The organism is Pseudomonas sp. GD03944 (assembly GCF_029839275.1).
Classification (GTDB): Bacteria; Pseudomonadota; Gammaproteobacteria; order Pseudomonadales; family Pseudomonadaceae; genus Aquipseudomonas.
Map to the genome: position 1 here is coordinate 238669 of NZ_JAOCAH010000002.1, position 25267 is coordinate 263935.

The window sequence follows — 25267 nt, forward strand, 5'->3', positions numbered from 1 at the left end:
TTTTCAGGCGCCGCTAGAGTAGCAAGCCCACCGTGCGGGCACCTGAGAAATTTGGCTATGACACGGATAGGCGTGTGCGGCTGACCGCCGCACAGGGGGAATCAGTGCGGATGTCGCGACTCGACCGCTTCGCGGAGGGTATCGATCAGGGCCTGGATGCGGCCGTGCTGCATTTTCATGGAGGCTTTGTTGACGATCAGGCGCGAACTGATCGTGGCGATCAGCTCCTGGGCCTCGAGGCCGTTGGCACGCAGGGTGTTGCCGGTGTCGACCACGTCGATGATCTTGTCGGCCAGGCCGACCAGCGGCGCCAGCTCCATCGAGCCGTAGAGCTTGATCACATCGACCTGACGGCCCTGTTCGGCGTAGTAACGCTTGGCCACGTTGACGAACTTGGTGGCCACGCGCAGGCGACCCTTGGGCTCCGGCGCACCCACGGCACCGGCGGTCATCAGCTTGCACTTGGCGATACGCAGGTCCAGGGGCTCGTAGAGGCCCTGGCCGCCGTATTCCATCAGCACGTCCTTGCCTGCCACGCCCAGGTCGGCGGCGCCGTGCTCGACGTAGGTCGGCACATCGGTGGCACGCACGATCAGCAGGCGCACGTCATCCTGGGTGGTCGGGATGATCAGCTTGCGACTCTTGTCCGGATTCTCGGTCGGCACGATGCCGGCTGCCTCGAGCAGCGGCAGGGTGTCATCCAGAATACGGCCTTTGGACAGCGCAATGGTGAGCATGGAGCAGATATCCTTTGAAACCTGGCGAAGCTGGCGCCGGCGGCCCAGACAAGCAGATGGTTCAGGTCAGTCGGACACCACCGGCCGCGCATGCTTCATGCACGGACCGGGTGGCGCCGGTGCAGGTGATCAGCCCGGAACGCGGCGGATCTTGGCACCCAGCAACTGCAGTTTTTCCTCGATGCACTCGTAACCACGGTCGATGTGGTAGATCCGGTCGATCAGCGTGTCGCCGTCGGCGACCAGCGCTGCCAGCACCAGGCTCGCCGAGGCACGCAGGTCGGTGGCCATGACCGGGGCGCCCTTGAGCTTGTCGACGCCGGTGACGATCGCGGTGTTGCCTTCGACCAGGATCTGCGCGCCCATGCGCGACATCTCGTAGACGTGCATGAAACGGTTTTCGAACACGGTCTCGATGACGGTGCCAGTACCTTCGGCAATGGCGTTGAGGGCGATGAACTGCGCCTGCATGTCCGTCGGGAAGGCTGGGTACGGTGCGGTACGCAGGTTCACGGCTTTCGGCCGCTTGCCCTTCATGTCCAGCTCGATCCAGTCGTTGCCGCAGGTGATTTCCGCACCGGCTTCCTGGAGCTTCGACAGCACGGCTTCCAGGGTGGTCGGGTCGGTGTCTTTCAGCTTGACGCGACCGCCAGTGGCCGCAGCGGCCACCAGGTAAGTGCCGGTTTCGATACGGTCGGGCATCACGCTGAAACGCGCGCCGCCCAGGCGCTCGACGCCTTCGATGACGATGGTGTCGGTACCGGCACCTTCGATCTTGGCACCCATGGCGATCAGGCAGTTGGCCAGATCGACCACTTCCGGCTCGCGGGCAGCGTTTTCCAGCACGCTGCGGCCCTTGGCCAGGGTCGCGGCCATCATGATGTTTTCGGTACCGGTCACGCTGACGGTATCGAAGAAGAAGTGCGCACCGCGCAGGCCGCCCTCAGGCGCCTTGGCCTTGATGTAGCCGCCCTCGACGTCGATGATCGCGCCCATGGCTTCCAGGCCGCGGATGTGCAGGTCCACCGGACGCGAACCGATGGCGCAACCGCCGGGCAGTGCCACTTCGGCTTCGCCGAAACGGGCCACCATCGGCCCCAGCACCAGGATCGAGGCGCGCATGGTCTTGACCAGCTCGTACGGTGCGACCAGGGTCTTGATTGCCCGCGCATCGACTTCCACGCTGAGCTTCTCGTCGATGATCGGCTCGATGCCCATGCGGCCGAACAGCTCGATCATGGTGGTGATGTCGTGCAGGTGCGGCAGGTTGCAGATGGTGATCGGTGCATCACCCAGCAGGGTGGCGGCGAGAATCGGCAGTGCAGAGTTCTTCGCCCCGGAAATGCGGATTTCGCCATCGAGGCGCACGCCGCCGGTAATAATCAGTTTGTCCATGACTCTCTCGGTTTAGGAGCGCGCGGCCCAATCGGCACGGCTGAAGAATTTCATGCTCACGGCGTGGATGCTGCCATCGGCGATCCAGGCGTTGAGGTGAGCATAGATCTGCTGCTGACGCTTGACCGGGCTCAGCGCGGCCAACTCATCACTAATCAGGTTCAGTTGGAAGTTACAGCCTTCGCCTTCCACTTCCACTACGGTATCCGGCAGTTTAGCCTCCAGGAGGCTTTTCACTTCTAAGGCCTGCATGCTCAACCTCGATCGGCGCATTCATTAACGACAGCAGAGCCTAGGCTCGCGGGCCGAGCATGATACAAAAAAGCCCTTCGCCTGCGAACCCCGGATGCGGTCGCGCCGATCAATGCCCTGTGGGGCGGCTCAATCGGCCTGCGGCAGGATATCGAGCAGCCCCGACACCCCGGCGATTTCACGCATGTCGTTGGGCAGCGCGCGGATGCTCAGGGTCTTGTTCGCCCGCTGGGCATCACGCATGAAGGCCAGCAGCAGCGACAAGCCGACGCTGCTGGACTTCTCCACCGCACCGCAATCCACCACGCAGGTGCTGGCGGTACTGGCGGCAATCAGTCTCGCCCCCTGCTCGCGCAGGGCCGGCCCACTGAGGTGGTCCAGCACACCACTGAGCTGGAATACCCCCGGGGACTGTTCGACGAAACCGGCGCGACTCACTGCTCGCCCCTGGCCTGACGGGCCTTGGCCACGGTGTCGGCCCAGGTGTCGATGACCTTGTCCAGGTCGTTGCCGTTGTTCTGCATGGACTGGGCGAACTGGTCGCGGAACAGCTTGCCGACGTTGATGCCGTTGATCACCACGTTACGCATCTTCCAGGAACCGTCCTGGGCGACCATGGTGTAGGACAGCGGGTAGACCGTGCCGTTGCCGTCCTTGATCTCCATGTTCACCGCGGTGCGCTCCGGGTTCTGCTTGCCGCTGACCGGCAGCACGCGGATGTCCTGGTTGTTGTATTCCAGCAGGGCATTTCCGTAGAACTGCATGAGGCTGCGCTTGAAGTTTTCCTGGAAGCGGGTCATCTGCTCCGGAGACGCCTGGCGCGCGTAGCGCACGGTCATCACGCCACGGGAGATGCCATCGACGTCCACCACCGGGCCGAGGATGCGGTCCAGCGAGGCATAGAATGCCCCCGGGTCCTTGCGGTACTGCTCCTTGTTGGCCTTGAGGTCGGCCAGCAGGGTATCGGTGGTTTCCTGCACCACTTCGTGAGCGGCAGGGGCTGCCACGGCTAGCATCGGCAGGGCGGCCAGCAGAACCAGCAGGCCATTACGCAGAGTCTTGATCATTTCCAGTGTCCTCAATTGGCTTGGTCTTTGTTGACCGAATTGAGCAGGAACTTGCCAATCAGGTCTTCGAGTACCAGCGACGACTGGGTGTCGTGAATGGTGCTGCCCTCCTTGAGCAACTCCTCATCCCCCCCCACGCTGATGCCGATGTACTTTTCTCCGAGCAGGCCCGCCGTGAGGATCGACGCGGTCGAATCGAGCGGCAGGTTGTTCACGTCGTCGTCCAGCAACATGGTCACGCGACCGGTGTAGCTGTCGCGATCCAGGTCGATAGCAGTCACCTTGCCGATGGTCACACCGGCCATGGTCACCTTGGAACGTACCGTTAGACCGGCAATATTGTCGAAGTGCGCATAGACCTTGTAGGTATCCGCGTTGCTGCCCACGGCCAGACCACTGACACGCAGCGCCAGCAACAGGGCTGCCAACAGACCGGCCAACAGGAACAGGCCGACACCAATCTCCAGTGTGCGGTTTTGCATCAGAAGTCTCCAAACATCAAAGCGGTCAGAATAAAGTCCAGCCCCAGCACGGCCAGCGAGGCGTAGACCACCGTTCGGGTGGTTGCGCGGCTGATCCCTTCCGAAGTCGGTTCACAGTCATACCCCTGGAACACGGCGATCCAGGTGACGACGAAGGCGAAGACCAGGCTTTTGATTACCCCGTTGAGGACGTCTTCGCGGAACGAAACACTGTTCTGCATATTGGCCCAGAACGAGCCCTCGTATACCCCCAGCCAGTCGACGGCGACCATCGCGCCGCCCCAGATGCCGACGACACTGAAGATCATCGCCAGCAGCGGCATGGAAATGAAACCGGCCCACAGGCGCGGGGCGATGATGTGCTTGAGCGGGTCGACACCGATCATCGCCAGGCTGGACAGCTGCTCAGTGGACTTCATGTTGCCGATTTCCGCGGTCAGGGCCGAACCGGCCCGCCCGGCGAACAGCAACGCAGTGACCACCGGCCCAAGCTCGCGCAGCAGCGTCAGGGCCACCATCTGGCCGACCGCCTGCTCCGAACCGTACTTGGCCAGGATGCTGAAGCCCTGGAGCGACAGCACCATGCCGATGAAGATGCCCGAGACCACGATGATCGCCAGCGACATGACGCCGACCGAATACAGCTGTTTAGTCAGCAGTTGCAGCGGGTTGCCCGAGGTGCCGCGACCGAACAGTGCGCCCAGCAGGAACAGCGTCGAGCGTCCCAGGGTGGCGACTACGTCAATACCGGCACGGCCGAACAGACGGATCCGTTCGAGCGGAGATGTCTTGCGCATCAGCGCCCTCCCAGAAGGTCGTCGCGGAAGCTTTCCGCGGGGAAGTGGAAGGGTACCGGACCGTCAGGGGTCCCTTTCATGAATTGGCGCACACGCGGGTTCTCGGATTCCATCAACTCGGCCGGTGTCCCCTGCCCCAGCACCTGGGTATCGCCCACCACATAGATGTAGTCGGCAATGCTGGCCGTCTCGGCTAGGTCATGGGACACGACGATGCTGGTGATGCCCAGCGCATCGGTGAGCAGGCGGATCAGGCGAACCAGAACGCCCATGGCGATCGGGTCCTGGCCCACGAACGGCTCGTCATAGATGAGGATCTGCGGATCGAGGGAAATGGCACGCGCCAGTGCCACCCGGCGCTTCATGCCGCCCGACAATTCATCGGGCATCAGCTCGACGGCACCGCGCAGCCCTACGGCCTGCAGTTTCATCAGGACGATGTCACGAATCATTTCTTCGGGTAGCTGGGTATGGACCCGCAGCGGGAAGGCGACGTTCTCGAACACATCGAGGTCGGTGAACAGCGCGCCGCTCTGGAACAGCACGCCCATCTGCTTGCGCATGTCGAACAGTTCGCTGCGCGACAGGGTGGGCAGGTTCACGCCATTGACCCACACTTCGCCCTGGCTGGGGCGCAGTTCGGCCGCGATCAGGCGCAGCAGCGTGGTCTTTCCGCAGCCGGAAGGTCCCATGATGCCGGTGACCTTGCCCCGCGGAATGCTTATGTCGACATTTTTGAAAATGTCCCGGTCGCCACGCTGAAAGCTCAGGTTTTTCAGCTCGACCGCGTACTGATTCTCGGCGCTCATCTGGACTCCTTGCGAACGGCCTTCCTTGAAGACGTACCCCCTGGCGCTCAGGACACTACAGTCTGCAGGAGGGGCCGAAACAGCCGCGCACTATACCATCGCAGAGCCCGCCCGCCCACGACGGAACATTTGTTTACAGACGTGGTTCTAAACGCGCCATCACATTCCTTGCACGATTGGAAGGTGAGCACGGCAGGCTTTCCCGGTATAATCGCCGCCTTTTAACTTGGCACGCCTATCCAGACGCTATGAGTCAGTCCAACGATCTGATCAAGTCCGCGCAACGCACCATCCGCCTCGAACTCGAAGCGGTTGAAGAACTGCTGTCCCGGATCAACAGCGAATTCGTCCGGGCCTGCGAGCTCATCCTGGCCAGCAAGGGCCGGGTGGTCGTGGTCGGCATGGGCAAGTCGGGGCATATCGGCAACAAGATCGCCGCCACCCTGGCCAGCACCGGCACCACCGCCTTCTTCGTGCACCCGGCGGAAGCCAGCCATGGCGACATGGGCATGATCACCCGCGACGACGTGGTGCTGGCCCTGTCCAACTCCGGCTCGACCGCCGAGATCGTGACCCTGCTGCCCCTGATCAAGCGCCTCGGCATCACCCTGATCAGCATGACCGGCAACCCGGACTCCCCCCTGGCCAAGGCCGCGGAAATCAACCTGGATGCCCGCGTCGCCAAGGAAGCCTGCCCACTGAACCTGGCGCCCACTTCCTCCACCACGGCCTCACTCGTGCTGGGTGATGCGCTGGCCATCGCCCTGCTGGAAGCCCGCGGCTTTACCGCCGAAGACTTCGCCTTTTCCCACCCGGGCGGCGCCTTGGGTCGTCGCCTGCTGCTGAAGGTCGAGAACGTGATGCACGCCGGCGACACCCTGCCCTGCGTCTCCCGCGGCACCAGCCTGCGCGACGCCCTGCTGGAAATGACCCAGAAAGGCCTGGGCATGACCGCCGTGGTGGAAGACGACGGCCGGCTGGCCGGTATCTTCACCGACGGCGACCTGCGCCGCGCCCTGGACAAGGGCATCGACGTGCGCCAGGCCCGCATCGATGACGTCATGACCCTGCACGGCAAGACGGCCCGCGCCGAGATGCTCGCCGCCGAGGCCTTGAAAATAATGGAAGACAACAAGATCAGCGCCCTCGTCGTGGTCGACGACGCCGACCACCCGATCGGCGCCTTCAACCTTGGCGACCTGCTGCGCGCCGGAGTGATGTGATGAACGACCTGCTGCAGCGCGCGCGCGCAATCAAGCTGGCCATTTTCGATGTCGACGGTGTTCTGACCGACGGCAAGCTGTACTTCCTCACCGACGGTAGCGAGTTCAAGACCTTCAATACCCTGGACGGCCACGGCATCAAGATGCTGATCGCCTCGGGCGTGCGCACCGCGATCATCAGCGGACGCAAGACCCCGGTGGTCGAGCGCCGGGCCCAGAACCTGGGCATCCAGCACCTGTACCAGGGCCGGGAAGACAAATTGGTGGTACTCGACGAGCTTCTCGGCGAACTCGGCCTAAGCTATGAAAACGTCGCATTCCTCGGGGACGACCTGCCAGACCTGCCGGTCATTCGCCGCGTCGGCCTCGGCATGGCCGTCGCCAGCGCAGACAACTTCGTCCGCCAGCACGCCCACGGCGTTACCCAGGCCCGCGGTGGCGAAGGCGCAGCCCGTGAGTTCTGCGAATTGATCATGCGTGCCCAGGGCAGCCTCGATGCCGCCCAGGCCGCCTACCTGTAGAGCCCACTATGTTGCGTAAACTGCTGAATCCAGCCCTGTTCGTCATTGCCGCCCTGCTGCTGGCGGCGGTCGGCTACTGGAACATCAACCCCAACAGCTTCTCCGATCGCCCCGCGCAGACGGCCAGCGACAATCCGATCGACTTCTACGTGACCAATGCCCGGACGCTGCAGTACCAGGCGGACGGCAAACTGCACTACGAAATGACCGCCAGCAAGGTGGAGCACGTCACCGCGACCGACGTCACCCTGCTGACCGATCCACACATGGACCTGTACCGTGGCACCGAGTACCCGTGGAAGATTCGCAGCGAGAAAGGCGAAGTCGCGCCGCAGGGTACCGAGGTGGAGCTGATCGACAAGGTGCGCGTGGAGCGCACCGACGCCAAGGGGCGCCCGACCATCCTCACCACCAGTCGCCTGACCATAATCCCCGAGAAGGAATATGCGCAGACCGAGCAAGCCGTTAGAATCGACGCGGCCAATGGGGTGACCACGGCACAAGGAATGAAAGCGTATTTGAATGACGGCAGGATGCTCCTGCAGTCCAACGTAAGAGGCCAGCATGAGGTTCGTTAAAACCCTCCCCCTTCTGCTCAGTTTGGGCGCGGTGCTCGGAAGCGCCAGCGCTTGGGCGCTGCCAACCGATCGCGACCAGCCGATTCGCGTGCAGGCCGACAGCGCTGAACTCGATGACAAGCAAGGCGTCGCCGTGTACCGCGGCGACGTGATCATCACCCAGGGCACCCTGAAGATCACCGGCGACACCGTGACGATCACCCAGAATGCCCAGGGCGACATCGAAGTTTTCACCTCCGTGGGCAAACCGGCCTACTACGAGCAGAAACCGGCTGCCGACAAGCAGATCGTCCAGGCCTACGGCCTGACCATCCAGTATTTCGCCGCCAACGAACGCATCGTGCTGATCGACCAGGCCAAGGTGATCCAGGAAGGCAATACCTTCGAAGGCGAGAAAATCGTCTATGACACCCGTCGCCAGATCGTCAACGCAGGTCGTGCCACCGGCAACAACGTGACTACGCCACGTCCGCGCATCGACATGGTGATCCAGCCGAAAAACAAACCAGCCGACCAGCAGGCGCAGTAACCGATGGCCATCCTGAAAGCCCAGCACCTGGCCAAGAGCTACAAAGGCCGCCAAGTCGTTCGCGACGTCAGCCTCAGCATCGAAAGTGGCCAGATCGTCGGACTCCTCGGCCCCAACGGTGCCGGCAAGACCACCTGCTTCTACATGATCGTCGGCCTGGTACAGGCCGACCAGGGCCGCGTGCTGATCGACGACCTCGACGTCAGCCACCAGCCCATGCACGGCCGCGCCCGCGCCGGTATCGGCTACCTGCCGCAGGAAGCCTCGATCTTCCGCAAGCTCAGCGTGGCCGACAACATCATGGCCATCCTCGAGACGCGCAAGGAGCTGGACCGTGCCGCCCGTCACAAGGAACTGGAAAGCCTGTTGCAGGAATTCCACATCAGCCACATCCGCGACAACCTCGGCATGAGCCTGTCCGGTGGTGAGCGCCGCCGCGTGGAAATCGCCCGTGCCCTGGCGACCGCCCCCAAGTTCATCCTGCTCGACGAGCCCTTCGCCGGCGTCGACCCGATTTCGGTGGGCGACATCAAACAGATCATTCACCACCTCAAGGCCAAGGGCATTGGCGTGCTGATCACCGATCACAACGTGCGTGAAACCCTCGATATCTGCGAAACGGCCTATATCGTCAACGATGGCCAGCTGATTGCCGAGGGCGGCGCCGATGCCATCCTGGCCAACCAGGTGGTCAAGGAAGTCTATCTGGGGCACGAGTTCCGCCTGTAAACGCGGTTTTTCACCGCAGAGCATCGAGCAGAGCTAGGCAAAAGCCTCAGATTCAGGCATATAATTTGCTTCCTAGTGGCGCCTGGCGCCCTGTAGTGGATCGCGCACAGACGCCGGTAAATTAAGGTCTGCAATGAAACCATCGCTAGTCCTGAAGATGGGCCAGCAGCTGACGATGACGCCGCAGCTGCAACAGGCCATCCGCCTACTCCAACTGTCCACCCTGGATCTGCAACAGGAAATCCAGGAGGCCCTGGAGTCCAACCCGATGCTCGAACGCCAGGAAGAAGGCGACGACTTCGACAATTCGGACCCCATGGCCGACGGTGCCGAAAGCGCGACGCCGGCCAGCCAGCAACAGGACACCTACCAGGAAAGCACCTACCAGGAATCCTCGCAGACCGTGGATAACCTGGAGGACGGCGAATGGAACGAGCGCATTCCCAATGAGCTGCCGGTGGATACCGCCTGGGAAGACGTCTACCAGACCAGCGCCAGCAGCCTGCCCAGCAACGACGATGACGAGTGGGACTTCACCACCCGCACCTCCAGCGGCGAGAGCCTGCAGAGCCACCTGCTCTGGCAACTCAACCTGGCGCCGATGTCCGACAAGGACCGCCTGATCGCCGTCACCCTGATCGACTGCATCAACGAACAGGGCTATCTGGAAGAAACCCTCGAGGAAGTGGTCGAGGCCTTCGACCCGGAACTGGACATCGAACTCGACGAAGTCGAGGCCGTCCTGCACCGCATCCAGCAATTCGAACCCTCCGGCATCGCCGCACGTGACCTGCGCGAATGCCTGCTGCTGCAACTGCGCCAGCTGTCCGCCAAGACGCCATGGCTCAGCGAAGCCCAGCGCCTGGCCAGCGACTACCTGGACCTGCTGGGCAGCCGTGACTACAGCCAGCTGATGCGCCGCATGAAGCTCAAGGAAGACGAGCTGCGCCAGGTGATCGAGCTGATCCAGAGCCTCAACCCCCGCCCCGGCTCGCAGATCGAATCGAGCGAACCGGAGTACGTGGTCCCCGACGTCATCGTGCGCAAGCACAACGAACGCTGGCTGGTGGAGCTGAACCAGGAAGCCATGCCGCGCCTGCGCGTCAACCCGCAATACGCAGGCTTCGTCCGCCGAGCCGACTCCAGCGCCGACAACACCTTCATGCGCAACCAGTTGCAAGAAGCCCGCTGGTTCATCAAGAGCCTGCAGAGCCGCAACGAAACGCTGATGAAGGTGGCCACGCAGATCGTCGAGCACCAGCGCGGCTTCCTCGACTACGGCGACGAAGCGATGAAACCGCTGGTGCTGCACGACATCGCCGAAGCGGTGGGCATGCATGAATCGACCATTTCGCGGGTCACCACGCAGAAGTTCATGCACACCCCGCGTGGCATTTACGAGCTGAAATACTTCTTCTCCAGCCACGTCAGCACCTCGGAAGGCGGTGAATGCTCGTCGACCGCGATCCGCGCGATCATCAAGAAACTCGTCGCCGCGGAAAATGCAAAAAAGCCGTTGAGCGACAGCAAGATCGCTGGTTTACTGGAAGCACAGGGTATTCAAGTGGCCCGCCGCACCGTCGCGAAGTACCGCGAATCCCTCGGTATAGCGCCCTCCAGTGAGCGCAAACGATTGATGTAAGGCGCCATCCTACGGAAGACCGAAAGAGCCAGAAAAGACTCAGCCCGCATCCCATTTGGCAGCTTCGCTGCAACAGACGGCGAAGCGACAGCGACAGTTCTGCCTGCGTCGACCAGGCCAAAGTGTTCCGGCGGCAGGCCCGATAGCCTGCCTCTCACACACGGCAACAAGGAGAAAGCGGTATGCAAGTCAACATCAGTGGACACCAGCTGGATGTGACCGACGCCCTGCGTGACTACATCGACGAGAAACTGAGTCGATTGGAGCGCCACTTCGACAAGATCACCAACGTACAAGTCATTATGGAGGTCGAGAAGCTCAAGCAGAAAATCGAAGCGACTCTGCACATCGCCGGTGGTGAGGTGGTCGCCAACGCCGAACATGAAGACATGTACGCCGCCATTGATTTACTGACCGACAAACTCGACCGTCAACTGATCAAGCACAAGGAAAAGCAGCTCGAACGTCAGCAAGGCGCCATGGCTCGCTGACATCGCCTCCCTCCTATGATTCGACTTGAAAATATCCTGACCCCCGGCCGTTCCCTGGTGAACGTGCCGGGCGGCAGTAAAAAACGTGTTCTCGAACAAATCGCCAACCTGATCGCGCGCGACCTGCCCGATCTCGATGGACAAGATATCTTCGAAAGCCTGATTGCCCGTGAAAAACTCGGTTCCACCGGTTTCGGCAATGGCATTGCCATTCCGCACTGCCGCCTGCCTGGCTGCCAGGCGCCGATCAGCGCCGTGCTGAAGCTGGCCACGGCGGTCGATTTCGATGCCATCGATGGCGCCCCGGTCGACCTGCTGTTCATTCTCCTGGTCCCTGAAGCCGCCACCGACGAGCACCTTGAATTGCTGCGCCAGGTCGCCAGCATGCTGGACCGCAGCGAGGTCCGTGAGCGCCTGCGCATGGCCCAGAGCAACGAAAGCTTGTATCAGGTCGTCGTCGACGTACAGAACGGTCGCTAACCCGGGGACAGAGTCATGCGCTTGATCATTGTCAGCGGTCGCTCCGGCTCCGGTAAAAGCACCGCCCTCGACGTCCTTGAAGACAATGGCTTCTACTGCATCGACAACCTGCCCGCCGGCCTGCTGCCCGAGCTGGCCGAACGCGCACTGCTGCACACCGAACTGCTGCACCCGCAAGTCGCGGTCTCGATCGATGCCCGCAACCTGCCCAGCCAGCTGAAACGCTTCCCCGAGCTGCTGGATGAAGTCCGCGCCCGCCACATCCAGTGCGATGTGCTGTACCTGGACGCCGACGAGGAAACCCTGCTCAAGCGCTTCTCGGAAACCCGTCGACGACACCCGCTGACCAACGAAAACCGCTCCCTGGCCGAGGCCATCGCCGACGAGAGCGCGCTGCTCGGCCCGATCACCGACCTCGCCGACCTGAAGATCGACACCACCCACCTCAATCTCTACCAGCTGCGCGACACCCTCAAGCTGCGCCTGCTCAATCAGCCGGAACCGGGTACCGCGTTTCTGGTGGAATCGTTCGGCTTCAAGCGCGGCATGCCCGTGGATGCCGACCTGGTGTTCGATGTCCGCTGCCTGCCCAACCCGTACTGGAAGCCCGAGCTGCGCGACTATTCCGGGCTGGACCAGCCCGTGGTCGAGTACCTGTCCGCGCAAGCCGATGTGGAGGAGATGTACCAGGACGTGTTCACGTACCTGAAGAAATGGCTGCCCCGCTTCGCTGCCAGCAACCGGGCCTACGTCACCGTGGCCATCGGCTGCACGGGAGGGCATCACCGCTCGGTCTACTTGGCCAACCGCCTGGGCGAGGCCCTCAAACCCATCCTGAAGAACGTTCAGGTTCGCCACCGCGACCTCAGCTAAGGAACTACCGCGATGCCTGCCTGCGAAATCACCATCATCAACAAGCTCGGGCTCCATGCCCGGGCAGCCGCCAAGTTCGTGGGCGTGGCCGGCCGCTTCCCCTGCCAGATCAAGATCGGCCGCGCGCCGGACAGCCTGGTCGACGGCAAGAGCATCATGGCGGTCATGATGCTGGCCGCCGGCAAGGGCACGCCGGTCTACCTGTACACCGAAGGTGATCAGGACGCCGATGCACTCAATGCCCTCGTCGAGCTGATCAACAACAAGTTCGACGAAGGCGAGTGAGCCGAAGGCGAGCCACCCGCCTCGCCCGAAGCATTCAGACCAGCGCGGTATCCATCACCATCATCAGGCAGAAGCCTGCCGCCAGCCCCAGGCTGGCCTCGGTTTCATGCCCCTTGCGATGGGATTCCGGAATGATCTCGTGGGTCACGGCGAACAGCATGGCGCCGGCGGCCAATGCCAGGCCCCACGGCAACAACAGTGCCGAAACACCCACCAGCCAGGCGCAGATCACCGCGAACAGCGGCTCCACCAACCCGGATGCCGCGCCAATCAACAGCGCCTTGCCCCGCGACATGCCGGCACTGACCAGCACCAGGGAAATGATCAGGCCCTCGGGCAGGTCCTGCAGCGCGATCCCCATCGCCAGGCTGTCCGCCCCCGCCAGCCCCGCTCCCGCCGCTACCCCGACGGCCATGCCCTCAGGAATGTTGTGCAGCACCACGGCGATGACGAACAGCAGGACCCTCGGTTCGAGCCCCCGCACCCCACCGGTTTCCTCATTCAATACCGGCTTCGGCAACACCCGCCCCAGGCCGAACAGCGCACTGGCCCCGATCATCAGCCCGAGGCTGGCGAGAAACCCGGCACCCCACTTGGAAAAACCGATGTCCTGGGCTGCCCCCATGGCCGGGATCAACAGGGAAAACACCGTGGCGGCAAGCATCACCCCGCCGCCGAACCCCAGCAGCGTGTCCGACACCCGGGTCGAGATCGAACGCATGAACAGCACCGGCAGCGCCCCGAGCGCCGTTCCCAGCGCGCACAGCATGCCGCTCTGCAGGGCTCTCCAGATCTGCGGCTCGATGGACTGGGCGGCGATGGCGGACGCCTGCATCAGCAGCAGCGTGCTGCCACCGAGCAAGACGCAGAACCCGACCAAGTAGCGCAGCGTGCGGCCGTTGGAAAGCGTGATGGTTTGCAGCAAGGTTCGCATGAAAGCCCTATTTGTCAGCGGCGCGGCAGTCATCACCGTCGGGATGAACCGGCACCGTTCAGCGATTGGGAAGGTATCGAGCCCCGACGCGGAGCGCCTCCCCAGGCACCCCGACACCGCGTGGAGCACCTGAAGAAAGCCTAGCAGGCAGCGGCCCTTCTGCCGGTGTCAGGCCAGTGCGGCCTGGTAGCGCCGCGCCACTTCAGCCCAGTGAATGACGTTGTAGAACGCCCCGATGTATTCGGGACGGCGGTTCTGGTAACGCAGGTAGTAGGCATGCTCCCACACGTCCAAGCCCAGAATCGGCGTGTTGCCGTGCATCAGTGGGCTGTCCTGGTTGGCACTGCTCTCCACCACCAGGGTTTTCCCCGGGGTCACGCTGAGCCAGGCCCAGCCGCTGCCAAAGCGGGTCAGTGCCGCCTTGGTGAACGCGTCCTTGAACACGTCGAAGCCACCCAGCTGCGATTCGATCGCAGCGGCCAGCGCACCCTCGGGCGTACCGCCGCCCTGGGGTGACATGACCGCCCAGAACAGGCTGTGGTTGGCGTGGCCACCGCCATGGTTGACCACCGCACCACGCACGTTGTCCGGTACCTCGGCCAACCGGGTCAGCAGTTCCTCGACCGGCAGCTCACCGAGGGCGTTGCCCTCCAGCGCTGCGTTCAGGCCGTTCACATAGGTCTGGTGGTGCTTGCTGTAGTGAATCTCCATGGTCTGCGCATCGATGTGCGGTTCCAGGGCGTCGTAGGCGTAGGGCAAGGCAGGCAGCAGGTAAGGCATGGGCGATTCCTCAATGTAATAGGCGAGCATGGGGCGCGGCCGACGCCCCAGGGATTGCCTGGGGACTGGTCGGCCGTTCAAGCAGGCGATCCGTGCGCGGGTAGGCGCCGTATTCACCGATGAAATGCAGCAACACGCTGTAGGTACGGCTGCTGTGGCGCAGCGCCGCCGCACGCAATGCCGGCGGCAGGCGCTCATCGGAGCGGCTGCTCAGCAGCCGCTCGTGGCAGGCGCACAGGCATTCGGCGGCCTCTTCGGGCTGGCCCAGCATCAGGTGCAGGTCCGCCAGGTTGTGCTGGGAAATGACGAACGCGGCGACCGCGCCGTCGACATCCGAACAGCGCGCGAACAACACCTGGGCCAAGGCCAGCGCCTGCAAGTAATGCTCCCGCGCCTCGACCCAGAGTCCTGCACTGAAACAGCGGTTACCGGCTTCGATGGTCCGTTTCCAGAGCTCCATCAGACTTGCCTCCTCGCCCACCCGGGGCATCAGTGGCGCCGCCTCAGGGCCGCGCCGGGCTCATGACCCTGTTACAGACCGCCTTCGGTCAGCCGCTCCGGATTGAGCAGTTGCTCCAGCTGGGCGCGGTCGAGGTCGGTGTTTTCCAGCGCCACATCGATGATCGGCCGACCTTCGCGGTAGGCCTGCTTGGCGATTTCCGCTGCCTTCAGGTAGCCGATCAGGGGGTTCAGGGCCGTCACCAGGATCGGGTTGCGGCCCAAGGCTTCCTTGAGCTTCGGCTCGTTGACCTTGAAGCTGGCAATGGCACGGTCAGCCAGCAACCGGCTGACGTTGCTCAGCAACTGGATGCTGCTGAGCAGGTTGTGCGCGACCACCGGCAGCATCACGTTCAGTTCGAAATTGCCGGACTGCCCGGCGACAGTGATCGCCGCATCGTTGCCGATGACCTGCGCCGCCACCATGGCGGTCGCCTCCGGGATCACCGGGTTGACCTTGCCCGGCATGATCGACGAGCCGGGCTGCAACGCTTCCAGCTCGATCTCGGCCAGGCCGGCCAGGGGGCCGGAGTTCATCCAGCGCAGGTCGTTGGCAATCTTCATCAGCGACACGGCGGTGGTTTTCAGTTGCCCGGACAGCGCCACGGCGGTGTCCTGCGAGCCGATCAGGGCAAAGAAATTGGTGCCCGGCGCGAACTGCTGGCCGGTCAGCGCGTTGAGCTCCACACAGAAGCACTCGGCGAAGCGCAGGTGGGCATTGATCCCCGTGCCGACGGCCGTCCCGCCCTGGGCCAGGCACTGCAGGCTGGGCAGCAAGGCGTTCAGATGCTGGATGTTGGCCTGAATCTGTTGCGCCCAGCCGTCCAGTACCTGGCTCATGCGCACCGGCATCGCATCCATCAGGTGGGTGCGGCCGGTCTTCACGTAGGGCTGGACCTCCAGCGACTTGTCGCAGAGCACCGCCAGCAGGTGCCCCAGGGCCGGCAGCAGTTGCTCGCTCAGCTCGATGACCGCGCTGACGTGGATGGTCGTAGGAATGATGTCGTTGCTGCTCTGCCCGCAATTGACGTGGTCGTTGGGGCTGACTGTCTCGCCGAGAATCCGGCTGGCCAGGGTCGCGATCACCTCGTTGGCGTTCATGTTGGAGCTGGTGCCGGAACCGGTCTGGAACACGTCGACCGGAAAATGCGCGATGAAATCCCCCGCCAGCAGTTCCTGGCAGGCCGCCACGATGGCATCACCCTGGGCCGGCAGGATCTGTTCGAGATCGACGTTGGCCCGCGCAGCGGCGGCCTTGGCCAGGATCAGCGCACGGATGAAGGCCTCGGGCATGCGCTGCCCCGACACCGGGAAGTTGTTCACCGCTCGCTGGGTCTGCGCGCCATAGAGCGCCTCGGTCGGGACAGCCAGCTCGCCCATGCTGTCGCGTTCGGTCCGGGTGTTATGCATAGGGATTTCCTTGTGCCAGTTCGGCGGGAGAGAGGGAGGGCACCAGTTGCAGCGTTGCCAGGCGGTTGCGCATCTGGTTGAGGCTGCGCTGCTTGGCGCAATCGTCGGCCAGGTGCTGCAGAACGCGCATAGGCCGGTAGACGTGGTCCAGGCAGAGGCTGCGCCAGTGCCAGGGCAAGGCCGGGTCGCTGGCGGTGTCGAGCAGCAGGCGCAGCATGGTGCTCGACACACGCCAGGGGCTCATCACGCCCTGCTCGATCAGCAGCGCGCTGTGCATCATGTAGTGATCGAGTTGTCGCGGCTCATCGGGGAACAGCGCACAGCGGATGCGCCATGCCTGCCAGTACCAACAATCCTTGCAGGGTGTGGCGCGGGATCGAGATGTCATGGAAAGCAACCCTGGCAGAAAAGTAATGATATTTATTATCATTTGATAAAAATAATCAATACCTTGCGCCACTGGACTAAACGACAGCCGCGCCTCGCCCGGCGCGATGAATACGCACCCGGCAAGCGGCAGGAAAACAGAAGGGAGAAAGCAAGGAGGCACAGAGTGTGCCTCCGGGGAACCGGTCAGCTGCCGGCGACGGTCATCCGCTCGATCAGCACTGAGCCCGTACGGATATTGCTGCGCAGCTCCAGGTCGCTGCCGACCGCGACGATCTGTTTGAACATGTCGCGCATGTTGCCGGCGATGGTGACTTCCTGGACCGGGAACTGGATTTCGCCGTTTTCCACCCAATAACCGCCAGCGCCCCGGGAATAATCACCGGTGACCATGTTCAGCCCCTGCCCCATCAGCTCGGTGACCAGCAGGCCGCGGCCCATGCGCTTGATCAGGGCCTGCTGGTCTTCGTTGCCATGGCTGACGAACAGGTTGTGCACGCCACCGGCGTTGGCCGTGCTCGGCATGCCCAGCTTGCGCCCGGAATAGGTGCCCAGCACGTAGGACAGCAATTCGCCCCCTTCGACGAAGAACTTGGCGTAGGTCGCCAGGCCATCGCCATCGAACGACGCGCTGCCGAGGGCCCGCGGGATATGCGGTCGCTCATCCAGGCTCAGCCACTCAGGGAACAGCTTCTGCCCCAGCGAGCCTTCGAGGAAGGACGACTTGCGGTACAGGTTGCCACCGGAGATAGCGGCCAGGAAGCTGCCGAACAACCCGGTGGCCAGTTCTGCGGAGAACAGCACCGGCACCTCGCAGGTGGGCACCGGGCGTGCCCCGAGGCGGCTGACCGCACGCTGCGCGGCGCGACGGCCGATGCCCGCCGGGTCGGCGAGCAGCTCGCCCTGGCGGTTGACGTCATACCAGTAATCACGCTGCATCTGGCCGTTATCTTCGGCGATCATCACGCAACTCAGACTGTGCCGTGTGCTCGCGTAGCCGCCCACGAACCCATGGCTGTTGCCGTATACACGGCAGCCCTGATGAGTGTTGAGGGTGGTGCCGTCGGCGTTGCGAATGCGTTTGTCCGCCGCAAAAGCCGCGCCCTCGCAGACCAGCGCCTGCTCGATGGCCTGTTCCGGAGTGATCGACCAGGCGTGGTACAGGTCCAGGGGCGGCAACTCGCGCGCCATCAGCCCGGCGTCCGCTAGACCGGCACACTCATCCTCCGAGGCGTGCTTGGCGATCGCCAGGGCCGCCGCCACCGTTTCCCGTATCGCCGCGTCGCCACTGGCCGAGGTGCTCGCCGAGCCCTTGCGCTGGCCGACATACAGCGTGATGCCGAAGCCCTGGTCACGGTTGAACTCCACCGTTTCCACTTCGCCCTGGCGCACCGAGGTGGACAAGCCCTGCTCGACGGAAACCGCTACTTCGCAGGCGCTGGCGCCCTGCTTCTTCGCTTCGGCGATGATCTGCTCGACCTGGGCCTGCAATTGCGGCAAGGCCTCGGGGCCGACGACGTCTACTGCACTCATAAGAACTCCTGAACGAAGGCTGCAAACGCGCCCATACGCGGGCCGAACGCTTGCAGCCGGAAACTTGCTGCTATCATGACGGCGTTTTCCACTGGACCGCCCCCATGTCTGAATACCTTGACGACTTCTCCGGAGAGAAGAGCAAATCCCAGGTCAAACGCGAGCTGCATGCCCTGCAGGATCTCGGGCAACGCCTGACCACCCTCAAGCCCGACCTGCTCAACAAACTACCACTGACCGACGGCCTGCGCCGGGCACTGGAAGAGGCGCCGAAACACACGGCCAATGCCGCCAAGAAGCGCCACGTGCAGTTCATCGGCCGGCTGATGCGCGAGCAGGACGTCGAAGCCATCCTGCAACTGCTCGACCAGGTCGACGCCTCCACGCGTCAGTACAACGAGCGCTTCCATAACCTGGAACGCTGGCGCGATCGCCTGATCAATGGCGACGACGCCGTGCTCGAAGCCTTCGTCAACGACTATCCGCAAACGGACCGTCAGCACCTGCGCCAGCTCCTGCGCCAGGCACAGCACGAAGCCGCGCAGAACAAGGCCCCGGCCGCTTCGCGGAAAATCTTCAAATACATCCGCGAGCTGGATGAAACACAGCGTGGGTTGCGCTGAGCGCACCCCACACCTCCTTCGCCATCAGGCGCCGGTCCCGCCTACGGTAATCGCATCGATCTTCAAGGTGGGCTGTCCGACGCCCACCGGCACCGATTGCCCATCCTTGCCACAGGTTCCCACACCACTGTCCAGCGCCAGGTCGTTGCCGACCATGGAGACCCGGCTCATCGCCTCGGGGCCGTTGCCGATCAGCGTGGCGCCCTTGACCGGGGCGGTGATCTTGCCGTCCTCGATCAGATAGGCCTCGCTGGTGGAAAACACGAACTTGCCGCTGGTGATGTCCACCTGGCCGCCGCCGAGGTTGGCGCAGTAGATGCCCTTCTTCACCGAACGGATGATTTCTTCCGGATCGCTCTCGCCGGCCAGCATGTAGGTGTTGGTCATGCGCGGCATCGGCAGGTGCGCATAGGATTCGCGGCGACCGTTACCGGTCGGGGCCACGCCCATCAGGCGGGCGTTGAGCTTGTCCTGCATGTAGCCCTTGAGCACGCCGTTCTCGATCAGCGTGGTGCACTCGGTCGGCGTGCCTTCGTCGTCGACACTCAGCGAGCCGCGACGGCCCGCCAGGGTACCGTCGTCGACGATGGTGCACAGGCTCGACGCCACGCGCTCGCCGACCCGGCCGCTGTAGGCGGAGCTGCCCTTGCGGTTGAAATCACCTTCCAGGCCATGGCCCACCGCTTCGTGCAGCAGCACACCGGACCAGCCCGCGCCCATCACCACCGGCAGGGTGCCCGCTGGTGCGGCGATCGCCTCGAGGTTAACCAGTGCCTGGCGCAGGGCTTCACGGGCATAGCCCATGGCCCGGTCTTCATTCAGGAAGTAGCGGTAGTCGGTGCGCCCTCCACCGCCGTGGCCACCGCGTTCCCGGCGACCGTTCTGCTCGACGATGACGCTCACGTTGAAGCGCACCAGCGGGCGGATGTCCGCGCCCAGAGAGCCGTCATTGGAGGCCACCAGCACGCGGTCCCACACGCCCGCCAGGCTGACGGTCACCTGCTTGATGCGCGGATCGAGGGCTCGGGTGGCCTGGTCCACCTGCTTGAGCAGCTCGACCTTCTGGGCGCGGTCGATTACATCCAGCGGGTTATCCGGCGCATACAGCGGCGTCACCAGCGGGCTGCTGAACGCCTGGACGCGCCCATGCTGACCGGCCCGGGCAATCGAGCGCGCCGCACGGGCCGCCTGACTCAGGGCCTCGGCGGTGATCGCGTTGCTGTAGGCGAAGCCGGTCTTCTCGGCGGACTGGGCGCGCACCCCGACACCCTGGTCGAGGTTGAAGCTGCCTTCCTTGACGATGCCGTCCTCCAGCACCCAGGTCTCCGAGACCTGGCTCTGGAAATACAGGTCGGCGGCATCGATACCGGGACCCGCCAGCTCGGTCAGGACACCCGGCAGGTGATCGATGGTCAGGCCTCCCGGCCCCAGCAGGTGCTCACTGACGGCACTCAACGTCGCGTTCATAACTACTCCAAACCTGGCAGCCGCGGTTCGGCCGCTGCAAAAAATCGTTTATGCCGGGACACCGGCATGCGCTGGCGAATCGCCGCCTGCTCCGCCGCATCGTGCGGCGCCAACAGCACGGCCTCGCCCTGGGCCTGTTCGGCCAGTACGCGGCCCCATGGGTCGACGATCATCGAATGGCCATAGGTCTCGCGTCCGCCGGGGTGTACGCCACCCTGACCAGGCGCCAGCAGGTAACACTGGGTTTCGATGGCCCGGGCCCTGACCAGTACATGCCAATGCGCTGCCCCGGTCACCGCCGTGAACGCCGAGGGCGCGGTGATCAGCTCGGCACCGGCCTCGCGCAAGGCGCCATAGAGCTCAGGGAAGCGCAGGTCATAGCACACCGTCAAACCCAGGCGCCCGACGGGCGTGTCGGCGACCACCACCTGTGCGCCGTGGGCGTAGTCGTCCGACTCCCGATAACGGCCACGGCTGTCGGCCACATCCACATCGAACAGGTGCAGCTTGTCGTAACGCGCCACCTGCTCGCCGTGTTCATCGATCAACAGCGAACAGGCCCGCACCTTGGCCTCGGGCTGCCCGTCCGGCGGCAGCGGCAGGGTCCCACCCACTATCCATAACCTGAGGTCGCGGGCCGCCTGTTTCAACCAGGGCAGGATCGGACCCTCGCCCAGCGCCTCGGCCCGGCCGATCGCCGCCTGGTCACGCCGGCCCATGGCGGCGAAGTTTTCCGGCAGCACTGCCAGCCGCGCGCCCTGCTCGGCCGCCTCTTCCAGCAGGCGCCGCGCCTGCTGCAGATTGGCCAGGATATCGTCCTGACTGACCAGTTGAATGACGGCGAGGCTCATACAGGCTCCAGACCGGTGAGGGATACCTGGCCAGCTTACACAGCCTGGCCGGGCGGTTAACGCGGTTTTTCGAACGGTTTGTCGAAGGTGATTTCCGGGTCCTGCAGCGGGCCCTTGACGTCGTACTGCACGCTGGCGAAACGCGCGACGCGGTCGCCCAGCAGCTTGTCGACCACGAACAGCGCCCCGCCGATGGCCGGCGCACCAACGATCAGCGCAGCGATCGGCAGGTTGTTGGTCACCGGCAGGGTCACCAGCAACTTGGCGTCGATCAGTTGATCGGCCATGTTCAGGGTGCCGTCCAGTTCCAGGTTGCTCGACGGGCCGGTCAGGGTGATCGGCTCGCGGGTGACGAACACCCCGTTGTTCGCCGACAGCAGGCCTTTGACCCGGTCGTAGCTCAGGCCCTTGCCGAGCAGGTCGGAGAAATCCAGGCGCAGCCGGCGGCCGATGGAATTGAAATTGAGCAGGCCGAACACCCGCAGCGCCGACGCCGAGCCCTGCACTTCGGAGAATTGGCCCTTGCGCAGGGAGGCGTCCATGGTGCCGGAGAACCGCTTGAGGCTGAGCCAGGCCGGCGAGCCGGGCCAGGTGCCATCGACATCCAGGCGGAACGACTCGCTGCTGGCGGTGGGCGCGAAGCCCCAGGCCAACAGCACGTCCGCCAGGTCCTTGCCCTTCAGGCGCCCCTTGTACCAACTGCTAGTCGAGCCGGGTATACCCTGCCAACCCGCGCTGCCATCGATCTCCAAGCCCTTGAGGTTGAGGTTCAACTCGCTGAACTGCACCCCGTTGGCTTGCGGCCTGGCCTTGAGCGACCAGGCCCCCAGCAGGTCATCGCCTTGCTGGACCCGCGCGATGCGCACATCCACCGCCGGGATCGACCGGGGGTCGAAATCAACCAGTGGGTCGGGCTTGTCCACGGGCGCCTTGCCCTGCGGTTCCGCCGCCGGCAGGCGCAGGTGATCCAGATCGATGACAATCGGTGCCTCACCGCCATCCGGGAGGTTGACCCGGCCCTTGACCACCTGGCTGTCCAGGCTCAGGGCCCAGGTCGACTGGGCGCGCTCCAGGCCCACGCTGAGGTTGTCCAGCGAAGCCCCCATGCCGGTGACGCGGCCGATCTGCAATTGCGCATCGCGGAACAGCTGCTGCGCATCGTCTCGCGGCACGCTGGCGTAGGGTTTCAGGGTGTTCTGCCAGGCCGCGAGGTCGAGCTCGGCCACCCGTCCACGCAAGCGGACACCCCTGGCGGAGGGCAATACCGCCGGGCCGTCTGCCAGGCGCAATTCACCGCGTCCTTCGTTGAGTTTCCCGGCCGGCGAAGCGAACGAGAAACTGGCCAGGTCGGCGTAATCGAACCAGTAGCGCTGCTCGCGTCCGCCCAGGCTCATGCGCCAGCGGGCCTGGCGCTCGTCGTTGGCCGCCTTGCCGAAGGGGGCCGGCAGGTCGACCGAGACGCCCTTCAGGTTGGAATCCACGCGCAGCTGGCTGTCGTCGCCATCCAGGGTCAGGTTCAGGGTATAGGGCAACGACCCTTTCAGCGGCAGCGGCTGGGTCACGCCGAGCCAGCCGCTCAGGGTGTTCACCGGCGCGGTACCGAGCGCTTCGATGCGGCTGCGCGCCTTGCCGCGCGCGCCTTCGGCCACCGCCTTGCCGCGCACGGCGTGCCCCAGGGCCTTGGCGCGAATGTTTGGCGCACTCAGACCACGGGCGGTGTCGTAGCGAAAATCCCCCTGAATATCGCTGAGTTCCAGCAGTGGCTTGCTCAGCTTGAGGCGTGCGCGCTGCGTGGCGAAATCCACCACCACCTCAGGGGCAGCACCCTTGGTCAACGGCAGGTCGAGCTTGAGCGCGCCCTGCAGCGCCCCGTCGCCTTCCCAGCCAGCGAACACCTCCTGGGTGCCCATGGGCGCGTTCTGCAGAATGTTCAACGCATCGACCACGCTGCTCTCCAGGTCGCCGCTGAGTTTCAGGCGCGGTGGCTGGCCCTGGGTCGAGGTGGGCACCTCGGCGTAGGCATTGGTGATCCGGGTATCGAGCAGGCGGCCTTCGCTGACCGCTACCCGCACGCCACTGTCTTCGATCTTGACCTCGCCACGGGCTTCGCGCAGCGACGGCCAGCCCGGCTGGAACGCCAGCTCGGCATCGTGCACGGCGAAGAACAGGCTGAGGCTGCGTGCCGCGTTTTCCGCGCCCTTGTTCAGCGAGCCCTGGTACTGGAAATAGCCCTCGTCCACCGCCCCGCCGACGATGGCGGTTTTCAACCAGTCCGCCAGTTGCGGGCTGAGGCCGGGTGCCAGGGTCGGCAGGTACTTCTCGGTGTAGCGTGCATCGCCATCGCGCAGGCCCACCCGCAGGTCCATGTAATCTTCGGCCTCGGGATCGAACAGCAGGCGGATCAGGAAATCCCCGGCCACGTTGCCTTCCTCGCCCACCACTTGCAGGTAAGGGCTGCGCAGGGTGAAGCCCTCCTCGTTCAAGCGCCAGGTCAGCCGCGCGCCCGCCTGGCTGTAGTGCCAGGGTTTCGGGAACAGGGTGTCCAGGTGCAGGGAGAAGTCCTCGGTGGCCATGCGCAACTCGCCCTGGCCGAGATCGCCGGCAATGCTGCCAGTGACGTTTTCCGCCGCAGGCGAGGCGTGGAACGCGGAAAACCCGATGCGCTGCAGGTTGGCGAAGAAACGCAGGCGCTCGTCGCCCTCGGCCTGCGGGCGGATATCCAGGTGGACATTGCGCAGCGAACCGTGAGGATTGAGTTCGTGCAGCACCGTCATGTGCTGCTCCTGCAAAGGCGCCAGGGCTTCGACCAGCGGAACCAGCGGGCCGAGGTCGAGGCGGTCGGCCTCGATCACCCAAGCAGCCGGGCTGTCGGTCGCTGCCAGTCGGTGGTTCAGCGCCAGTTGCACCTCGCCCCAACGCACATCGTCACGGCTGAACGCCAGGTCATCGAACTGCAGCTGAAAGCCCTGCGCGGTGCGCTCGAAATACGCGTTCAACGCCAAACCCTGGATCGCCACGTCCTTGCGCGTGGCGTAGCCGCCACGAACCTGCGGCGCATGCAGGCGGCTGACCGCCCGCTGCACGGTGCCATCGGCCCAGGTCATCCACACTTCGCCACCGGCCTGCAGCTCCTCGAGTCGCCAGTCGCGGGTCAGGCCCGGCGGCAGCCAGCGCGCCCAGTCGCTCTGGGGCAGGCTCACGTAGGCTTCGGCCTTGGCCTCGCGCCAGCGCTCGGCGCGCATCCGGGTGCGAACCTGCAAGGCTACCGGCTGGCCGTCCGGCAACAGCAGGCGACCGTCCAGGCGCTGGCGGCTGACACCGTTGCGCCAGGTGAGGTTGACGTAAGTGAGGGTCTGCGCAGGCTGCTCGAATGCCTCGACGGTCACCTGGCTGTTGACCAGGAAAAGCCGTCGCACCATCTGCAGTTGCTTGAGTGTCTTGGCGACATCCAGGTCAGCGGCGTCGTCGCGCTGCGGCAAGCCCTTGAGCACCCACTTGCCGTCCTGATCCTGCTGCACATGCAGTTGCAGGCCGTCCAGTTCCAGACGGGCCACCTGCGGTTGCCACGCCATCAGGCTGCCCAGGACATCCGGCACGATGCGGATCTGGTCCACGCGCAGGACATTGTCGCCCTCGCCCAGCTGGATATCGTGACCGATCAGGTGCGGCGACAACCCGCGCCAGCGGCCTTCCAGGCTGCCGATCTCCACGGGGATGCCCAGGGCGGCGCGCGCCTGGTCCTCGGCCTCCAGGCGGTACTCGGCCACCAGCGGCACCAGTTCGCGCCCGAGGCTGACATACAGCGCCGCCAGCACCAGCAGCGCGGCGCACACCCCCAATCCCCAGCGCAGTGCGCCGGACAGCCAGACGGCGAGACGCGTCATTCAGCGCGGG

General features: G+C 64.3%; 28 protein-coding genes. 11 read left to right on the forward strand and 17 right to left on the reverse strand.

Annotation, left to right across the window (positions count from 1 at the left end; all coding sequences use genetic code 11):
- Positions 1 to 101: 101 nt before the first annotated feature.
- The 8 genes from hisG to N5C28_RS04850 form a co-directional block, all read right to left on the reverse strand.
- Positions 102 to 737, reverse strand: a complete 636-nt coding sequence (gene hisG / locus N5C28_RS04815) for an ATP phosphoribosyltransferase (protein ID WP_279820706.1) — start codon at positions 735 to 737, stop codon at positions 102 to 104.
- A gap of 129 nt (positions 738 to 866) precedes the next feature.
- On the reverse strand, positions 867 to 2132 hold the full coding sequence (murA, locus tag N5C28_RS04820) for a UDP-N-acetylglucosamine 1-carboxyvinyltransferase (RefSeq protein ID WP_279820708.1): 1266 nt from the start codon (positions 2130 to 2132) through the stop codon (positions 867 to 869).
- A 12-nt stretch (positions 2133 to 2144) separates the two neighbouring features.
- Entirely contained in the window at positions 2145 to 2384 is a 240-nt protein-coding gene (locus N5C28_RS04825; RefSeq protein WP_279820709.1) for a BolA family transcriptional regulator, read from the reverse strand.
- A 129-nt stretch (positions 2385 to 2513) separates the two neighbouring features.
- Positions 2514 to 2822, reverse strand: coding sequence for an STAS domain-containing protein (locus N5C28_RS04830; protein WP_279820711.1), 309 nt, complete (start codon positions 2820 to 2822; stop codon positions 2514 to 2516).
- Positions 2819 to 3451 carry an ABC transporter substrate-binding protein gene (locus N5C28_RS04835; RefSeq protein ID WP_279820713.1) on the reverse strand — a complete coding sequence of 211 codons (633 nt, stop codon included), beginning with the start codon at positions 3449 to 3451 and terminating at the stop codon, positions 2819 to 2821. Before N5C28_RS04835 ends, N5C28_RS04830 begins: the two co-directional genes overlap by 4 nt.
- An 11-nt stretch (positions 3452 to 3462) precedes the next feature.
- Complete coding sequence (mlaD, locus tag N5C28_RS04840) at positions 3463 to 3933, reverse strand: outer membrane lipid asymmetry maintenance protein MlaD (protein WP_279820714.1); 471 nt, start codon at positions 3931 to 3933, stop codon at positions 3463 to 3465.
- Complete coding sequence (gene mlaE, locus N5C28_RS04845) at positions 3933 to 4730, reverse strand: lipid asymmetry maintenance ABC transporter permease subunit MlaE (RefSeq protein WP_279820716.1); 798 nt, start codon at positions 4728 to 4730, stop codon at positions 3933 to 3935. Before mlaE ends, mlaD begins: the two co-directional genes overlap by 1 nt.
- Positions 4730 to 5539 carry an ATP-binding cassette domain-containing protein gene (locus N5C28_RS04850; RefSeq protein ID WP_279820719.1) on the reverse strand — a complete coding sequence of 270 codons (810 nt, stop codon included), beginning with the start codon at positions 5537 to 5539 and terminating at the stop codon, positions 4730 to 4732. The genes mlaE and N5C28_RS04850 overlap by 1 nt, the downstream gene beginning before the upstream one ends.
- A gap of 248 nt (positions 5540 to 5787) precedes the next feature.
- On the opposite strand from N5C28_RS04850, the gene N5C28_RS04855 reads away from it, so the two are divergent.
- The 10 genes from N5C28_RS04855 (at position 5788) to N5C28_RS04900 (ending at position 12890) form a co-directional block, all read left to right on the forward strand.
- A complete protein-coding gene (locus N5C28_RS04855; protein WP_279820721.1) occupies positions 5788 to 6762 on the forward strand; it encodes a KpsF/GutQ family sugar-phosphate isomerase in 975 nt (324 codons plus the stop codon).
- Positions 6762 to 7283, forward strand: coding sequence for an HAD family hydrolase (locus N5C28_RS04860; RefSeq protein WP_279820722.1), 522 nt, complete (start codon positions 6762 to 6764; stop codon positions 7281 to 7283). The genes N5C28_RS04855 and N5C28_RS04860 overlap by 1 nt, the downstream gene beginning before the upstream one ends.
- Positions 7284 to 7291: 8 nt before the next feature.
- Entirely contained in the window at positions 7292 to 7861 is a 570-nt protein-coding gene (gene lptC / locus N5C28_RS04865) for an LPS export ABC transporter periplasmic protein LptC (protein WP_279820723.1), read from the forward strand.
- Positions 7848 to 8390, forward strand: a complete 543-nt coding sequence (lptA, locus tag N5C28_RS04870; protein ID WP_279820724.1) for a lipopolysaccharide transport periplasmic protein LptA — start codon at positions 7848 to 7850, stop codon at positions 8388 to 8390. Before lptC ends, lptA begins: the two co-directional genes overlap by 14 nt.
- Positions 8391 to 8393: 3 nt before the next feature.
- On the forward strand, positions 8394 to 9119 hold the full coding sequence (gene lptB, locus N5C28_RS04875) for an LPS export ABC transporter ATP-binding protein (protein WP_279820726.1): 726 nt from the start codon (positions 8394 to 8396) through the stop codon (positions 9117 to 9119).
- Between the two features lie 133 nt (positions 9120 to 9252).
- Positions 9253 to 10761 carry an RNA polymerase factor sigma-54 gene (locus N5C28_RS04880; RefSeq protein WP_279820727.1) on the forward strand — a complete coding sequence of 503 codons (1509 nt, stop codon included), beginning with the start codon at positions 9253 to 9255 and terminating at the stop codon, positions 10759 to 10761.
- 182 nt (positions 10762 to 10943) lie between these two features.
- The gene (gene raiA, locus N5C28_RS04885) at positions 10944 to 11252 is read left to right on the forward strand and encodes a ribosome-associated translation inhibitor RaiA (RefSeq protein ID WP_279820728.1); all 309 of its coding nucleotides are present in this window, start codon (positions 10944 to 10946) and stop codon (positions 11250 to 11252) included.
- 15 nt (positions 11253 to 11267) lie between these two features.
- A complete protein-coding gene (gene ptsN / locus N5C28_RS04890) occupies positions 11268 to 11732 on the forward strand; it encodes a PTS IIA-like nitrogen regulatory protein PtsN (RefSeq protein WP_279820729.1) in 465 nt (154 codons plus the stop codon).
- Between the two features lie 15 nt (positions 11733 to 11747).
- Complete coding sequence (rapZ, locus tag N5C28_RS04895; protein WP_279820731.1) at positions 11748 to 12605, forward strand: RNase adapter RapZ; 858 nt, start codon at positions 11748 to 11750, stop codon at positions 12603 to 12605.
- A 12-nt stretch (positions 12606 to 12617) separates the two neighbouring features.
- Positions 12618 to 12890, forward strand: a complete 273-nt coding sequence (locus tag N5C28_RS04900) for an HPr family phosphocarrier protein (RefSeq protein WP_279820732.1) — start codon at positions 12618 to 12620, stop codon at positions 12888 to 12890.
- A gap of 34 nt (positions 12891 to 12924) precedes the next feature.
- On the opposite strand, the gene N5C28_RS04905 is transcribed toward N5C28_RS04900, so the two are convergent.
- From N5C28_RS04905 to pmbA, 6 genes are all read right to left on the reverse strand, one after another.
- Positions 12925 to 13824 (reverse strand): ZIP family metal transporter, encoded by a 900-nt coding sequence (locus N5C28_RS04905; RefSeq protein ID WP_279820734.1) that lies wholly within the window; start codon positions 13822 to 13824, stop codon positions 12925 to 12927.
- 168 nt (positions 13825 to 13992) lie between these two features.
- Positions 13993 to 14604: a superoxide dismutase gene (locus tag N5C28_RS04910; protein ID WP_279820735.1), complete on the reverse strand. Its 612-nt coding sequence runs from the start codon at positions 14602 to 14604 to the stop codon at positions 13993 to 13995.
- Between the two features lie 10 nt (positions 14605 to 14614).
- Positions 14615 to 15064, reverse strand: coding sequence for a hypothetical protein (locus tag N5C28_RS04915; protein WP_279820737.1), 450 nt, complete (start codon positions 15062 to 15064; stop codon positions 14615 to 14617).
- 71 nt (positions 15065 to 15135) lie between these two features.
- Positions 15136 to 16512 (reverse strand): class II fumarate hydratase, encoded by a 1377-nt coding sequence (locus N5C28_RS04920; RefSeq protein WP_279820739.1) that lies wholly within the window; start codon positions 16510 to 16512, stop codon positions 15136 to 15138.
- Positions 16505 to 16900, reverse strand: a complete 396-nt coding sequence (locus tag N5C28_RS04925; RefSeq protein WP_279820741.1) for a FagA protein — start codon at positions 16898 to 16900, stop codon at positions 16505 to 16507. Before N5C28_RS04925 ends, N5C28_RS04920 begins: the two co-directional genes overlap by 8 nt.
- A 185-nt stretch (positions 16901 to 17085) precedes the next feature.
- The gene (pmbA, locus tag N5C28_RS04930; RefSeq protein ID WP_279820743.1) at positions 17086 to 18432 is read right to left on the reverse strand and encodes a metalloprotease PmbA; all 1347 of its coding nucleotides are present in this window, start codon (positions 18430 to 18432) and stop codon (positions 17086 to 17088) included.
- A 104-nt stretch (positions 18433 to 18536) separates the two neighbouring features.
- Here pmbA and yjgA point away from each other — a divergent pair, with 104 nt between their 5' ends.
- Entirely contained in the window at positions 18537 to 19055 is a 519-nt protein-coding gene (gene yjgA, locus N5C28_RS04935) for a ribosome biogenesis factor YjgA (RefSeq protein ID WP_279820745.1), read from the forward strand.
- A gap of 24 nt (positions 19056 to 19079) precedes the next feature.
- On the opposite strand, the gene tldD is transcribed toward yjgA, so the two are convergent.
- Genes tldD through N5C28_RS04950 form a run of 3 tightly spaced genes read right to left on the reverse strand, consistent with a single transcriptional unit; the run spans position 19080 to position 25257 of the window.
- Positions 19080 to 20522 (reverse strand): metalloprotease TldD, encoded by a 1443-nt coding sequence (gene tldD, locus N5C28_RS04940; protein ID WP_279820747.1) that lies wholly within the window; start codon positions 20520 to 20522, stop codon positions 19080 to 19082.
- A gap of 2 nt (positions 20523 to 20524) precedes the next feature.
- The gene (locus N5C28_RS04945; protein ID WP_279820748.1) at positions 20525 to 21373 is read right to left on the reverse strand and encodes a carbon-nitrogen hydrolase family protein; all 849 of its coding nucleotides are present in this window, start codon (positions 21371 to 21373) and stop codon (positions 20525 to 20527) included.
- 56 nt (positions 21374 to 21429) lie between these two features.
- Positions 21430 to 25257 carry a YhdP family protein gene (locus tag N5C28_RS04950; RefSeq protein ID WP_279820749.1) on the reverse strand — a complete coding sequence of 1276 codons (3828 nt, stop codon included), beginning with the start codon at positions 25255 to 25257 and terminating at the stop codon, positions 21430 to 21432.
- Positions 25258 to 25267: the final 10 nt, after the last annotated feature.

Coding starts and splice junctions, on each gene's coding strand:
- hisG (WP_279820706.1), bottom strand. CDS start 737: ATGCTCACCATTGCGCTGTCCAAAGGCCGTATTCTGGATGACACCCTG.
- murA (WP_279820708.1), bottom strand. CDS start 2,132: ATGGACAAACTGATTATTACCGGCGGCGTGCGCCTCGATGGCGAAATC.
- N5C28_RS04825 (WP_279820709.1), bottom strand. CDS start 2,384: ATGCAGGCCTTAGAAGTGAAAAGCCTCCTGGAGGCTAAACTGCCGGAT.
- N5C28_RS04835 (WP_279820713.1), bottom strand. CDS start 3,451: ATGATCAAGACTCTGCGTAATGGCCTGCTGGTTCTGCTGGCCGCCCTG.
- mlaD (WP_279820714.1), bottom strand. CDS start 3,933: ATGCAAAACCGCACACTGGAGATTGGTGTCGGCCTGTTCCTGTTGGCC.
- mlaE (WP_279820716.1), bottom strand. CDS start 4,730: ATGCGCAAGACATCTCCGCTCGAACGGATCCGTCTGTTCGGCCGTGCC.
- N5C28_RS04850 (WP_279820719.1), bottom strand. CDS start 5,539: ATGAGCGCCGAGAATCAGTACGCGGTCGAGCTGAAAAACCTGAGCTTT.
- N5C28_RS04855 (WP_279820721.1), top strand. CDS start 5,788: ATGAGTCAGTCCAACGATCTGATCAAGTCCGCGCAACGCACCATCCGC.
- N5C28_RS04860 (WP_279820722.1), top strand. CDS start 6,762: ATGAACGACCTGCTGCAGCGCGCGCGCGCAATCAAGCTGGCCATTTTC.
- lptC (WP_279820723.1), top strand. CDS start 7,292: ATGTTGCGTAAACTGCTGAATCCAGCCCTGTTCGTCATTGCCGCCCTG.
- lptA (WP_279820724.1), top strand. CDS start 7,848: ATGAGGTTCGTTAAAACCCTCCCCCTTCTGCTCAGTTTGGGCGCGGTG.
- lptB (WP_279820726.1), top strand. CDS start 8,394: ATGGCCATCCTGAAAGCCCAGCACCTGGCCAAGAGCTACAAAGGCCGC.
- N5C28_RS04880 (WP_279820727.1), top strand. CDS start 9,253: ATGAAACCATCGCTAGTCCTGAAGATGGGCCAGCAGCTGACGATGACG.
- raiA (WP_279820728.1), top strand. CDS start 10,944: ATGCAAGTCAACATCAGTGGACACCAGCTGGATGTGACCGACGCCCTG.
- ptsN (WP_279820729.1), top strand. CDS start 11,268: ATGATTCGACTTGAAAATATCCTGACCCCCGGCCGTTCCCTGGTGAAC.
- rapZ (WP_279820731.1), top strand. CDS start 11,748: ATGCGCTTGATCATTGTCAGCGGTCGCTCCGGCTCCGGTAAAAGCACC.
- N5C28_RS04900 (WP_279820732.1), top strand. CDS start 12,618: ATGCCTGCCTGCGAAATCACCATCATCAACAAGCTCGGGCTCCATGCC.
- N5C28_RS04905 (WP_279820734.1), bottom strand. CDS start 13,824: ATGCGAACCTTGCTGCAAACCATCACGCTTTCCAACGGCCGCACGCTG.
- N5C28_RS04910 (WP_279820735.1), bottom strand. CDS start 14,604: ATGCCTTACCTGCTGCCTGCCTTGCCCTACGCCTACGACGCCCTGGAA.
- N5C28_RS04915 (WP_279820737.1), bottom strand. CDS start 15,064: ATGGAGCTCTGGAAACGGACCATCGAAGCCGGTAACCGCTGTTTCAGT.
- N5C28_RS04920 (WP_279820739.1), bottom strand. CDS start 16,512: ATGCATAACACCCGGACCGAACGCGACAGCATGGGCGAGCTGGCTGTC.
- N5C28_RS04925 (WP_279820741.1), bottom strand. CDS start 16,900: ATGACATCTCGATCCCGCGCCACACCCTGCAAGGATTGTTGGTACTGG.
- pmbA (WP_279820743.1), bottom strand. CDS start 18,432: ATGAGTGCAGTAGACGTCGTCGGCCCCGAGGCCTTGCCGCAATTGCAG.
- yjgA (WP_279820745.1), top strand. CDS start 18,537: ATGTCTGAATACCTTGACGACTTCTCCGGAGAGAAGAGCAAATCCCAG.
- tldD (WP_279820747.1), bottom strand. CDS start 20,522: ATGAACGCGACGTTGAGTGCCGTCAGTGAGCACCTGCTGGGGCCGGGA.
- N5C28_RS04945 (WP_279820748.1), bottom strand. CDS start 21,373: ATGAGCCTCGCCGTCATTCAACTGGTCAGTCAGGACGATATCCTGGCC.
- N5C28_RS04950 (WP_279820749.1), bottom strand. CDS start 25,257: ATGACGCGTCTCGCCGTCTGGCTGTCCGGCGCACTGCGCTGGGGATTG.